Raw genomic sequence first — 13,163 nt, 5'->3', positions numbered from 1 at the left:
CAAGGTGGTAGCGTGAGTGATCGTACTGAGGCTGTAAAAGCCTATTTGCTGGACCTGCAAGACCGTATTTGTGCAGCCTTGCAGGCCGAAGATGGTAGCAGTCAATTCATCGAAGACGCCTGGCAGCGACCTGCTGGTGGCGGTGGTCGCACGCGGGTCATCGAGAACGGCGGGCTGATCGAGAAAGGCGGGGTCAATTTTTCTCACGTATTCGGCACTGGTCTACCACCTTCTGCCAGTGCGCATCGGCCTGAGCTGGCCGGTCGCGGTTTCGAGGCCATGGGCGTGTCGCTGGTGATTCATCCAACCAACCCTCATGTGCCGACTTCACACGCGAACGTACGGTTTTTCATCGCCGAGAAAGAGGGTGAAGAAGCCGTCTGGTGGTTTGGCGGCGGCTTTGACCTGACCCCTTATTACGCCAATGAAGAAGACTGTGTGCATTGGCATCGTGTTGCGCAAAAAGCGTGCGAGCCATTCGGCGCCGACGTCTATCCACGCTACAAAGAGTGGTGCGATCGCTACTTCCACATCAAGCACCGCAATGAGCCGCGCGGGATTGGCGGCCTGTTCTTCGATGACTTGAACGAATGGGACTTCGACACCAGCTTTGCTTTTTTGCGCGCCATTGGCGATGCCTATCTCGAGGCTTACCTGCCCATCGTCCAGCGCCGCAAGGCCATGGCGTACACCGAGCAACAGCGCGAATTCCAGGCTTTCCGTCGCGGACGCTATGTGGAGTTCAACCTGGTTTATGACCGAGGCACCCTGTTCGGCTTGCAGTCGGGCGGGCGCACCGAGTCGATCCTGATGTCACTGCCGCCCCATGTGCGTTGGGGCTATGACTGGAAAGCCGAGCCGGGCACTGAAGAGGCGCGGTTGACCGAGTACTACCTGACGGACCGAGACTGGCTGGCCAAGGTTTGAATATTATCGCTCGGGGACCTATTGCCGGGTTGTTGGCAGCGCTAGCGTTGCTGACCGGGTGCTCGACGGCACCCCCAAAAGACCAGAGCAACCTGTGCAATATCTACCGTGAGTACCCGGACTGGTACGAAGACTCACTGGACATGCAAAACGCCTACGGCACGCCGATGAACGTGGCGATGGCGATCATCAAGCAAGAAAGCAGCTTCGTCGAAGACGCCTTGCCGCCTCGGGCTTATTTGCTGTGGGTCATTCCCTGGGGCCGGGTCAGCTCGGCATATGGTTATGCACAGGCCCAGGACCCGGTTTGGGGCGAGTACAAAGACCAGACCGGCATCGGCGGCTCGCGAGATGATTTTGAAGATGCAATCATGTTTGTCGGCTGGTATACCAACGGCACGCAGCGCACCCTGGGTGTGTCCAAGTGGGATGCATACAATCAGTACCTGGCTTATCACGAAGGGCGCGGCGGCTACAGCCGGGGGACCTATCGCAGTAAACCCTGGCTGATGCAGGTTGCTCGCAAGGTCGAGCAGCAAGCGAAGAACTATGGCTGGCAACTGAAGCAGTGCCGGAACGAATTGGAGAGCAACCGCAGCTGGTGGTAAGGCCTGCTGCGTCATTGCCAGAAGTTAACAGCGGGGACCCCAACATGGACCGTTACGGCGTATTCGGTAATCCAATCGGCCACAGCAAGTCGCCCTTGATCCACCGCTTATTTGCTGAGCAAACCAATCAACAGCTGAGCTATGAAGCCCTGCTGACGCCGCTTGATGGCTTCAGTGACTTCGCTCGGGACTTCTTCACCGAAGGCAAGGGTGCCAATGTTACCGTGCCCTTCAAGGAGCAGGCCTTCGCCCTGGCGGACAGCTTGTCTGCACGAGCGCAGCGGGCAGGTGCGGTCAATACCTTGAAAAAGCTCCTGGACGGCACGCTGGTCGGTGACAACACCGATGGTGCAGGGCTGGTGCGCGATCTCCAGATCAATGCCGGGTTCTTTCTACGCGGCAAGCGCATTTTGATATTGGGGGCGGGCGGCGCTGTCAGAGGCATCATCGAGCCCTTTATGGCCGAGCAGCCAGGCAGCGTGGTGATTGCCAACCGTACGGTTGAAAAGGCCGAGCAACTGGCCCGGCAATTCGCAGATCTGGGCCCTATCGCAGCCTCCGGCTTTGACTGGATTGATGCGCCGGTAGACCTGATTGTCAACGGTACTTCGGCAAGCCTGGCTGGCGATGTCCCGCCGATTGCCAGCAGCTTGATCAAGCTTGGGCACACCCTGTGCTACGACATGATGTACAGCAATGAACCCACGGCGTTTAATCGTTGGGCGGCCGAGCAAGGCGCTGCGCGCACCATTGATGGCCTGGGCATGCTGGTTGAGCAGGCCGCCGAGGCGTTCTTCATCTGGCGTGGCGTGCGTCCGGCAACGGCAGCGGTGCTGGCTGAGCTACGGCGCTTGCTGGCCACATAGAGGCCTGGTCAATCCTCGAAAATAACAGGGCATTGCTCCGCGCCCTGTAGCTTCTGGATTTCCTCGATCACCTGTGGCCGCGCCCGGCGCAGGATCAAGCTGCGCTTTTGCCCGCGCAGGCGCCGTGCTTCTTGATGAAGCATCTCAATTCCGGCGTAATCAATGAAGTTGACGTGGTGCGCGTCGATAATCACCCGTTCGCCACGGCTGCGCTGGATGATCTGCTGCAAGTAGTGGCAGGCACCAAAAAATATCGAGCCTTCGACCCGCAACAACTCTTCATCGCCGTCCTGCCAAAACTTCACTCGCGGTTGCGAGGTGCGTTTGAGGTAGAAGAACAGCGAAGCCAGGACACCGGCGTAGATTGCCGTTTGCAACTCCATTACCAGTGTCGCGGTCAGGGTTAGCAGCATCACCAGGAATTCCGAACGGCTCACCCGGTACAGTGCCTTGACCCCGGCAATGTCCAGTAATCCCCAGCAGATCAGCAGGATGCCCGCCGCCATGCACGGCAGTGGGATGTGCTCGATCAACTGGGCGCCGAACAAGGCAAACAGTGCCACCAGAATGGCCGAGAAAACCCCAGCCAGTGGCGAGCGTGCGCCCGCTTGAAGGTTGAGTGCAGAGCGGGTGAACGAGCCGGCCGACAGCGAGCCGGAAAACCATGGACCGATGATGTTGGATAAGCCCTGGGCGCGAACCTCCTGGTTGGCATCGAGGAACTGTTGCGACTTGGTCGCCAGCGAACGGGCGATCGACAGACTGGTCACAAGTCCGAGCATGCCGCACGCAATGGCGGCCGGCAGCAATTGCAGTACGTTTTCCAGATCGAAATCGAGCCATACCAGTGGCGGTAGCTTGCCCTCGAATGGGCTGACCAGTGTGACATGACCGAGCAGCTGCGGCAGGGCGGCTACCGCCAGGCTGCCCGCCACCAGGCTGATCAACAAGGCTGGAGAACGTGGCCAGAGCTGCTTGCACAGCAAGCTGACGGCCAGAGTAAATGTCGCCAGCCCTATGGAGCGCCAGTCGCTCTCGCCCAGGTGCTGGCTGATATTGACCACTGTGCTCAGTGCGGTTTTCTGACTGGGGATATCGATGCCGAGCAAGTTTGGCAGTTGTCCCAAGGCAATCACTACGGCCGCGCCAAGGGTAAAACCCAGCACCACCGAGTGTGAGACGAAGTTGACCAGGGCTCCAAAGCGCATCAGCCCCAGCAGCCACTGGAACAGCCCGGCGATAAAACTGAGAAGCAGGATAAGTGCAACAAAGTCATCGCTGCCGGGCTTGGCCAACGGGCTGACGCTGGTGAACAAAACAATGGAAATGGCTGCTGTTGGCCCGCAGATCAGGTGCCAGGAAGAGCCCCAGAGCGAGGCAATGATCACCGGCACGATCGCCGCGTACAGGCCGTACTCGGGTGGCAGCCCGGCGATCAGCGCGTAGGCGATCGATTGTGGCAATGCCAGGATTGCTCCGGTCAAGCCGACCAGTGCGTCGTTGCCCAGGGTCTTGCGGCTGGTGGTCGGTAGCCAGCGCAGGAATGGCAACAGGCTTTGTAGGCTAGGTCGACGCATTAGCGAAGGGTAACGTTTGAGTTGCGATGCATGGGATGCAGAGCCCTAAACAACTTAACAATAGGCATCAGTATGGCGTATTCCGCCTCGGCTATTTCAATGAGTGCCAGGTTGTGTGGATAAATCTACTGCTGGTATCTGAATTCATTCGCCGCCAGCTGGTGGGCTCTGACCAAGCCCGCCAGCCCGCGATGGGTTTATAGCTTGGCTTGAACCGCTTCAAGACCGTCGCCGCCGTCGAGGGTCTTGACCCCTTCAAGCCAGCCTTTGACCACCTCTGGATTGGCGCTCATCCAGGCCTTGACGGCTTCGCTGTTGCTCGCCTGCTTGCTCAGCACCTTATCCATCACCGAGTTTTCCATCTCCTGGGTGAAGCTGAGGTTGCTCAGCAGTTTGCCCACATTCGGGCACTGTTGTGCATACCCTTTGCGGGCGAGGGTGTTCACACTGCCGGTTTCACCAAAGTAGGCTTCGCCGCCCTTGAGGTACTTCATGTCGTACTGCACATTCATCGGATGTGGTGTCCAGCCGAGGAATACCACGAACTGGTCGCGCTTTATTGCCCGGCCGACCTGAACCAGCATGGCTTGTTCGCTGGACTCAACCAGCTTCCAGTCCTTGAGGTTGAAGTCGTTTGTTTCAATCATCTTGCGGATCGACTCATTTCCCGGTGAGCCGGAGGCGATGCCGTAGAGCTTATGGTCGAACTTGTCGGCAAACTTGTTCAGGTCGGCAAAGGTCTTGACCCCAGCCTCGTAGGCATAGGTCGGTACTGCGAGGGTGTATTCAGTGCCGGTCAGGTTTTGCTTGAGATTGTCGACCTTGCCGCTGGCGACAAACTTGTCGTAGTTGCTTTGCTGGGCCGGCATCCAGTTGCCCATGAACACATCGACCTGTCCTTTTTGCAAGCCGGCGAAAATGATTGGCACCGCCAGCGTCTGGGTTTGGCTTTGGTAGCCCAGGCTGTCGAGGATGAAACTGGTGACGCCATTGGTAACGGCAATGTCACTCCAGCCTGGATCACCTAGCTTGACCGTACCGCAGCTTGCGTCTTCGGCCTGGGCACCTATGCTGGCAGCCAGTAACAGGCTACCTGCAACGAGGGGTGTGAGTGTGTTCATGCCTTCTCCTTATTTGTAGTTTTCCTGCCTCGGCATTTAGCTGACGGCAGTCAGTGATGGCAGTTCAATTTGATTGATAAAAATCCTCGGGTTATCAAGCGTCCACCTGAGGATAGCGTGCACGCCGCTCAAGGTCGTCGAGGTCGATGTGGTTGCGCATGTACTGCTGGCTGGCATCGACCATTGGCTGGTGATCCCAGCTCTTGAGTGTGCCTTGGCCAAGGGCCTGGGCTACGAAGCGGCGACGGCGTTGGCTGGCCAGTGTCGCCTTGTGGATCGCGGGAATATCCCATTGGTCCCAGGCTTGCTGGAGCAAGCTGGCGAGTACGGTTTGGTGATCGGCCGAGTTGGCGAGATTCTCGCGTTCTTGGGGATCATTGCGCACATCGAACAGCATCAGTGGGTCGACCTCCGAGAAGATCAGCTTGTAGTCGCCGCGGCGAACCATCATCAGTGGGCTGTTGCTGCCTTCAGCCATGTATTCGCCCAATACCTGGTCGTGACCTGAGCCGGTTTCCAGATGCGGGAGCAGGGAACGCCCATCAAGCGCCAGGTCTGGATCAACCTTGCCGCCTGCAAGTTCAACGAAGGTCGGCAGCAAATCCATGGTCGATACCGATTGGCTGATGCGCCTCGCCGCAAAACGCTTGGGCGCATGTACCAGCATGGGTACGCGGGCAGACATTTCATACCACTGCATCTTGTACCAGAGGCCGCGCTCGCCAAGCATATCGCCATGATCACCTGAGAAAACGATGATGGTGTCATCGTCCAGGCCACAGTCCTTCAGGGTTTTCAGCAGCTTGCCAATGTTGTTGTCGATATAGCTGCATGCGCCGTAATAGGCGCGGCGGGCATCCTTGATCTTGTCTTCGGGCATCGGCTTATCCCACAGGTCGATGACTTTCATCACTCGCTTGGCGTGTGGGTCTTGCTGGTCTTGCTCGATGAAGTGTTCGGGCAAGTCGATATCGACACCTTCATACATATCCCAAAACTCCCGGGTGATGGTGTAGGGGTCGTGGGGATGGGTCATGGATACGGTCAGGCAGAACGGTTGGTCAGCGCCCGTACGTACATGGTCATAAAGGTACTGCTGGGCCTTGAACACCACTTCTTCATCGAAGTCCAGCTGGTTGCTGCGCACGCATGGCCCGGCTTGCAGTACCGAAGACATGTTGTGGTACCAACTCAAGCGCTCTTCGGGCGCATCCCAGTTGACTGCCCAGCCGTAGTCCGCTGGGTAAATGTCGCTGGTCAGGCGCTGCTCATAGCCATGCAGCTGGTCCGGGCCACAGAAGTGCATCTTGCCCGACAAGGCCGTGTGATAGCCGAGCAAACGCAAGTAGTGCGCGTAGGTTGGTACATCCGCGGGCAAGTCTGCGGCGTTATCGTAGGCGCCGATTTTGCTCGGTAACTGGCCGCTGACCAAGGTGAAGCGCGATGGCGCGCACAGCGGGCTGTTGCAATAGGCGGAATCGAAAACCACGGCTGATTCGGCCAGGCGCATCAGGTTTGGCATCTTGATCTGCGACTTGCCATTGTGCAGCGGCAAGATAGGTGCGGCCATCTGGTCGGCCATGATGAAGAGGATGTTGGGTCGTTTCATGGCAGGCCTGTATTCCATATAAAAAATTTATGCGACAGTGCGGTATCTATAATCAAGTCAACGAAAACTGGGGTAAACCCATATCAAACACATAGCTTGGATAACTTCAGCTTATGTATGGACACTTCAATGACCTGTCCCTTGATGTGCTGCGAGTCTTTGAGTCCGCCGCTCGCCAACTGAGTTTCACCGCCGCCGCCTTTGAACTGGGCACAAGCCAGCCAGCGATCAGCCAGCAGATCAAGCGTCTTGAGCAACGTCTTCATACCCGGCTTTTTGACCGGGTTTATCGGGGCATCGTTTTGACCGAGGCGGGCGAGCAGCTGCTGAGCTATGTCCAGGACGGCCTGGGCACGCTCGATGCAGGGTTGCGAGCGGTCACCGCGCAGCAACAACACGAGGTGCTCCAGGTGGCGACTGATTTTGCCTTCGCGGCGTATTGGTTGATGCCTCGGCTCAAGCGCTTCAACCAGCTGTACCCCGAGGTGGATGTCAGCCTGCTGACTGGCGAGCGGGATCTTGGAGCCCTATCGGCTGAAATTGATGTGGCGATTGCCTTTGGTGATGGTCGGGTCAAGAACGGCCAGTCGCAGCTGCTGTTCGCCGAAGAGGTCTACCCGGTATGCAGCGCGCAGTTACTCAAGGACCATGCGCAGCCTGTGGCGCCGGCGCTGTTGGCACAACTGCCATTGTTGCATTTACGCCCAGAAAGTCGTGCCAGCTGGTATGACTGGCAAGGCTTGTTCAACGCGCTAGGTATTGCCGAGGCGCCGAGCCCAGGCAGTTTGCGTTTCGACAATTACACCTTGTTGATCCAGGCTGCGATAGCCGGCCAGGGTGTGGCAATCGGCTGGCGCTATCTGGTCGATGAGTTGCTGGAGCAGGGGTTATTGTGCCGTGCTTGTGAGGGCCAGGCGCGCTCAGGGTTGGGTTATTACCTGGTGCTGCCCGAGCGCAAGCGCCGACAACGTATCACCCAACAGTTCGTCGATTGGCTGCAAGGTGAGCTGGCAGGGACTTGAACCCGTTATTTTGTGTGCTTTGCAGACGAAAGGTATGAACATCATCGGGGCTGGGGGCTCCAAGAACCCAGGATGATTTCCGTATACTTGAGGCCCCTCTGAAGCATGCCGCAGACAGCGTAGGTGCAAGGTGTAACACGCAACAGCCAGAGGCCGCCGTCAGCGCGGTTGTGTTCGATTTATCGGTTGTTCATGCGCCTTTGATCGATGTTGTCGGTCCCTTGAGGCCGTACTAAAGTAAGTTCAACTTAACGAAGCCGCTTTCCAGCGTTAGGCAACATCACCTGCGAGGTGATTCAGAGGTTTTCCATGTGCTTGAACGCAGGGTTCAGGCTCTTTCCATTTTGCTCGGTGAGCTTCTCTTGAAAATTCGTCATTCGATAGTCAGTTTGTTGCTGGTTTGCAGCAGCGTAGTAGCTACATCAAATGTGCAGGCCGCGACTAAAGCCACTGCTCGTCAAGAACTTGCGGCGGGTAGTGCGTTGTTGGTCGATCTGAATACCAACAAGGTGCTTTATTCGAGTAACCCCAATATGGTGTTGCCCATCGCCTCGGTGACCAAGCTGATGACTGCCGTGGTTACCCTGGACGCCAAGTTACCGATGGACGAGATGCTCGACATCAATATTGCCGACACCCAGGAAATGCGCGGGGTATTCTCCCGGGTCCGGGTTGGCAGCGAGATCAGCCGTCGCAACATGTTACTGCTGGCGCTGATGTCATCTGAAAACCGCGCTGCGGCGAGCCTCGCCCATCATTATCCGGGTGGCCAGACTGCATTTATAGCCGCAATGAATGCCAAGGCACGGTCGCTGGGCATGAGAAATACCCATTATGTTGAGCCGACCGGCCTGTCGCCGCATAACGTTTCGACCGCGACCGACCTGGTATTACTGCTCAAGGCCACGCGCAATTATCCGTTGCTCGGCGAGCTCAGTACCTCTGACGATAAAACCGTGGCTTTCCGCAAACCCAACTACAGCCTGGGTTTTCGCAATACCAACGGTTTGGTGCGCAAGCCAAACTGGAGTGTCCAGTTGACTAAAACGGGCTACACCGACGAGGCTGGCCATTGTCTGGTGATGCGCACGGTGATGAATAAGCGCCCGGTGGCCTTTGTGGTACTTGATGCATTCGGCAAGTACACCCATATGGCCGATGCGAATCGCTTGAAAAAATGGATGGAAACCGGCGCCATAACCCCGGTTCCGCCAGCGGCTATTGCCTATCGCCAGCAAAAGCAGGCTCAGCGCCAGATGCAAGCGCAGCGCTGATAATCACGTCGAGTCGAGGGCGCTCCTGGAGGGCGCCTGTCCCGCCTGGATGGCCTTCCCCAGGCCATCCAATCCGACAGAATCCCCTGAAAAACCACAGCGCTTGGTTTGGCTGCTGTTGCGCCTTGTCCTATCTTCGTTCACTCCCTTTTCCAGAGGTTCGTTATCCGGAGTGAGTGCAATAACCAATGCCGGTTTAAATTAGATATGTCGAGTATATGCAGAATGCTTGTATTTGAGATGGGTGAATTCGGTTAAATATTATATGACGCAGGTCAATAGTCTATTTATTATGTTCACTGCATGGGCAGGGTCATATTAGACTCTTGCGTGCTTAGTTGATTGTTTTCAACTAATTAGAAGTCTGTTAGTGCTTCTTGTAGTTCTGCCTGACAGGAGATTCGTTTAAAAAGGGAGTGTTTACAATGAATCTACCGACCTGTTTAACCTTTGTCTGTGGCATAGCAAGTGTGCTTCCAAGCGCCGTTCTGGCGCAATCGCTACCCGCTGACGAGAAGACCTCTGCGGCCCAGTTACCGGGTAGCGGGCCTGAGGATAGCGACTCAACCAAACCCCAGGGCAGCGAGACTGCCGGGTCGGACGCTGCGGAGTTGGAAAAGCTGGCCAAGGCGACAGCCAATCCATTGGGCGCCGCCTGGATGTTGTGGTTTCAGAATGACTACACCCATATGGACGGCGACAACGACGCATTACCCAGCAATGGGCGCTGGGCTAACTCGACAAAATTCCAGCCGGTCATGTCATTTCCATTTGACGTGGGTGACGACGAATGGAACCTGATTGTACGTCCGGTGGTGCAATACCAGTCATCACCTCTCGATGATAGCTTCGGAGACGCTCTACAGGGGCGTGCCGGGGACATTCCAACGGATAAGCTGCTAAGCCATAATTATCCCTATAACGGTCGTACAACTGGCTTTGGCGATACAGGCTTGCTGACTTTGACAGGGCCAGCGCGCGACGACGGGTTGGTCTGGGGCGTGGGTGTCACCCAGCTATTCCCAACCGCTGAAGAGGATGTTCTGGGACAGGGTAAATACCAGGCGGGACCGGCGGTGCTGCTTGCCTCGCTTGCGCCAAACCCGGGAGGCTGGAACGTGGGAGTGCTGGCCCAGCATTGGTGGTCCTACGCCGGTGATGATGACCGTGAAGATACCAGCCAGTCGGACATCCAGTATTTTTTGAATTACCGCCTCAGCGGCACCGAGTTGGTTGGCATGACGCCAAACGTCAGAGTTAACTGGAAAGCGGACAGCGGCGAGAAAGTTAATTTCCCAATTGGCCTGGGTTACTCCAATGTCATTAAAATTAATAAACTGCCGGTGCGTTTTGCCGTGGAAATGCAATACAGCGTGGTCAAGGGTGACGAATACGATGCGGACTGGAACTTGAGATTCATGTTTATTCCCGTTATTGCCAACCCATTTAAAAGTTATTGATTGTTCATCTGGGCACTGGGCGTTGAATTAAAGCCCAGGGTTTTCGGAGATAAATAAAAAGGCCAGTCCGATCAGTCGGGCTGGCCTTTTTGGTGGGCGCGCGGGCTGTTACACCAGAGCGGGTTGCGGCTCTGGCTCGCGTCGGCGCCGCTGCAGCCAGACCACCAAGGCAAACAGCAACAGCCCTGGAATCCACATCAGCTCTTTCTGCCAGTTCGCGGTCGGAGCACGTACCATCAGGATTTGCTGGTCGAACTCCAGGCCGGCGTCTGCCGCAGGGCTGCCGAAGGTGACATTGTCGATCAGCACCTTGTCGCCATCCATGTAGGTCTGCAGGCCCAGCTTGGCCAGGCGCTCATCGCCGGTTGCGCCCTCCGGCACTGGCAGCAGGATGGAGAATTCACGGGGATCACCCACCGCATCTTCACCGCGGATACGCATGCGCAGCTTGCTGCCGGCTTCAACATTGCCCAATGCTTGGGAGAACTCGGCCGGAGCAATGTTGCGATAGGGGTCATGCACGATGTCCATCCAGAAGCCGGGACGGAACAGGGTGAATGCCACGAGCAGCAACAGAATGCTTTCGTACCAGCGACTCTTGACCAGGAAGTAGCCCTGGGTGCCTGCCGCAAATATCAACATGGCCCCGGTTGCGACAATGAAGATCAGCACGCCGTGCCAGAAATCCACGTTTATCAGCAGCAGGTCAGTGTTGAAGATGAACAGGAACGGCAGCGCTGCGGTTCTGAGGCTGTAGTAGAACGCCGTGATACCGGTCTTGATCGGGTCGCCCTTTGACACGGCGGCCGCAGCGAACGAAGCCAGGCCGACAGGGGGGGTTACGTCAGCCATGATGCCGAAGTAGAAGACGAACAAGTGCACAGCCACCAGCGGCACGATCAAGCCGTTTTGCTGGCCGAGGGTTACCACCACTGGGGCAAGCAGGCTTGAAACCACGATGTAGTTGGCGGTGGTCGGCAAACCCATTCCGAGGATCAGGCTGAAAACGGCAGTCAACACAAGCATCAGCAACAGGTTGCCCATCGACAGCAGCTCAACCAGGTCGGCCAGGACCAGGCCAACCCCGGTTTGCGAGACCGCGCCGACGATGATGCCCGCGGCGGCAGTGGCAATGCCAATACCAATCATATTGCGTGCACCTGCAATCAGGCCTTCGCGCAGGTCGATAACGCCATCCATGAAAGTGCCATGCTCATGCGTGCCATCGGTGCGCAACCAGCTCAGCAGCGGACGTTGCGTCAGCAGGATGATGGTCAGCATTACGCTGCCCCAGAATGCCGACAAGCCGGGTGACAGGCGCTCGATCATCAGGCACCAGACCAGCACAACGACCGGCAGCAGGAAGTGCAAGCCGCTGAGCAGCACTGCACGGGTTTTCGGCAGTGACTCCAACGGCGCATCAGGGTCTTCCGGTGGCAGCGGTGCAACGCTTGCGGCAATCTTCAGCAGTCCCAGGTAGACGACCGCCAGCAGTACCCCAATACCGGGCAGGGCATACTCACCCAGCGCAGGCTTGAGCCAGCCAAGGCCGTAATAGACCGCCAGCGAAATACCGGAAATCAAGGCAACCCCGAAAGCAAAGCCGGTAATGCGGCGTAGCCAGGGCTTGGGCACGTGGCCGCCAATCGGCTGCAGGCCAAGCTTCAAGGATTCGAGGTGGACGATGTAGAGCAGGGCAATGTAGGAAATCGCTGCAGGCAGGAATGCGTGCTTGATGATCTCGACATAGGACATGCCGATGTATTCAACCATCAGGAATGCGGCCGCGCCCATGACCGGCGGCATGATCTGGCCATTAACCGATGACGCCACTTCAACCGCACCAGCTTTCTCCGCGGAAAAACCGGTGCGCTTCATCATCGGAATGGTAAAGGTACCGGTGGTGACTACGTTGGCGATCGAGGAGCCGGAAATCATGCCGGTCAGGCCCGATGCCACAACCGCCGCTTTCGCTGGGCCGCCGCGCAGGTGGCCAAGCATGCTGAATGCCAGCTGGATGAAATAGTGACCAGCACCGGCACGCTCAAGCAGGGCGCCAAACAATACAAACAGGAATACAAAGCTGGTGGATACCCCCAGGGCGATACCAAATACGCCTTCGGTGGTGATCCACTGGTGGTTGGCCATTGCGGTGAAACTCACGCCGCGATGCGCCAGCAAGCCCGGCATATAAGGCCCGGCCAGACTGTAGATAAGGAACAGCAGGGCGATAATTGCCAGTGGCGGGCCAAGGGCACGACGCGTGGCTTCGAGCAGCAACGGAATACCGACGCATGCCGTTACCAGGTCGGCGGTGGTCAGGCTGCCGGGGCGTTGCGCCAATTGCTGATAGAAAATAAATAGATAGGCCGCACTGGCCGCTGCTACCAGCCCCAGGGCAATATCGATTGCCGGGACATAGTCACGCGGAGACTTTTTAAAGGCCGGATACGCCAGAAACGCCAGGAGCAAGGCAAACGCCAGGTGAATGGCCCGGGTTTCAGTATCGTTAAGCACCCCAAAACCGAAAATGAACGGCAGCGGTGATGCAATCCAGAGCTGAAACAGCGACCACAGCAGAGCCAAGCCTGTGATTACTGTCGCCATCGCTCCGATTGGCAAGCGCGCACCAACGTCCTGGGCAATCAGTTCTTCAGTGGATAGTTGTTTTTCATCCATGGAGTGGAACCTGCATTCAA

10 protein-coding genes are annotated in these 13,163 nt (G+C 57.1%); 6 read left to right on the top strand and 4 right to left on the bottom strand.

From position 1 onward, the window contains the following. The first annotated feature begins 12 nt into the window (after positions 1-12). The 3 genes from hemF to aroE are packed head-to-tail and all read left to right on the top strand — an operon-like array spanning position 13 to position 2,401. Entirely contained in the window at positions 13-927 is a 915-nt protein-coding gene (gene hemF / locus CHB79_RS11910; protein WP_089360077.1) for an oxygen-dependent coproporphyrinogen oxidase, read from the top strand. A 5-nt stretch (positions 928-932) separates the two neighbouring features. Further along, complete coding sequence (locus tag CHB79_RS11905; RefSeq protein ID WP_089360353.1) at positions 933-1,535, top strand: transglycosylase SLT domain-containing protein; 603 nt, start codon at positions 933-935, stop codon at positions 1,533-1,535. A 44-nt stretch (positions 1,536-1,579) separates the two neighbouring features. Continuing rightward, positions 1,580-2,401 carry a shikimate dehydrogenase gene (aroE, locus tag CHB79_RS11900; RefSeq protein WP_089360076.1) on the top strand — a complete coding sequence of 274 codons (822 nt, stop codon included), beginning with the start codon at positions 1,580-1,582 and terminating at the stop codon, positions 2,399-2,401. Between the two features lie 8 nt (positions 2,402-2,409). Here the strand turns inward: aroE and CHB79_RS11895 are convergent, their stop codons facing one another. The 3 genes from CHB79_RS11895 to betC form a co-directional block, all read right to left on the bottom strand. Then, complete coding sequence (locus CHB79_RS11895) at positions 2,410-3,978, bottom strand: SulP family inorganic anion transporter (protein WP_089360075.1); 1,569 nt, start codon at positions 3,976-3,978, stop codon at positions 2,410-2,412. A 197-nt stretch (positions 3,979-4,175) separates the two neighbouring features. Continuing rightward, positions 4,176-5,099, bottom strand: coding sequence for a choline ABC transporter substrate-binding protein (gene choX / locus CHB79_RS11890; RefSeq protein ID WP_089360074.1), 924 nt, complete (start codon positions 5,097-5,099; stop codon positions 4,176-4,178). A gap of 94 nt (positions 5,100-5,193) precedes the next feature. Continuing rightward, positions 5,194-6,708: a choline-sulfatase gene (gene betC, locus CHB79_RS11885; RefSeq protein WP_089360073.1), complete on the bottom strand. Its 1,515-nt coding sequence runs from the start codon at positions 6,706-6,708 to the stop codon at positions 5,194-5,196. 113 nt (positions 6,709-6,821) lie between these two features. On the opposite strand from betC, the gene CHB79_RS11880 reads away from it, so the two are divergent. The 3 genes from CHB79_RS11880 to CHB79_RS11870 all read left to right on the top strand — a co-directional run bounded on the left by CHB79_RS11880 (position 6,822) and on the right by CHB79_RS11870 (position 10,464). Further along, positions 6,822-7,730, top strand: coding sequence for a choline sulfate utilization transcriptional regulator (locus CHB79_RS11880; protein WP_089360072.1), 909 nt, complete (start codon positions 6,822-6,824; stop codon positions 7,728-7,730). Positions 7,731-8,092: 362 nt separating this feature from the next. Further along, a complete protein-coding gene (gene pbpG, locus CHB79_RS11875) occupies positions 8,093-9,004 on the top strand; it encodes a D-alanyl-D-alanine endopeptidase (RefSeq protein WP_089360352.1) in 912 nt (303 codons plus the stop codon). A gap of 425 nt (positions 9,005-9,429) precedes the next feature. Further along, positions 9,430-10,464 carry a hypothetical protein gene (locus CHB79_RS11870; RefSeq protein WP_089360071.1) on the top strand — a complete coding sequence of 345 codons (1,035 nt, stop codon included), beginning with the start codon at positions 9,430-9,432 and terminating at the stop codon, positions 10,462-10,464. Between the two features lie 108 nt (positions 10,465-10,572). Here CHB79_RS11870 and CHB79_RS11865 read toward each other — a convergent pair whose 3' ends face one another. After that, a complete protein-coding gene (locus CHB79_RS11865) occupies positions 10,573-13,143 on the bottom strand; it encodes a TRAP transporter permease (protein ID WP_089360070.1) in 2,571 nt (856 codons plus the stop codon). Positions 13,144-13,163 lie beyond the last annotated feature (20 nt).

The organism is Pseudomonas segetis (assembly GCF_900188155.1).
Lineage (GTDB): Bacteria > Pseudomonadota > Gammaproteobacteria > Pseudomonadales > Pseudomonadaceae > Aquipseudomonas > Aquipseudomonas segetis.
Note: the sequence above shows the minus strand (reverse complement) of the source record. Positions and strands in the feature narration are given on the sequence as shown.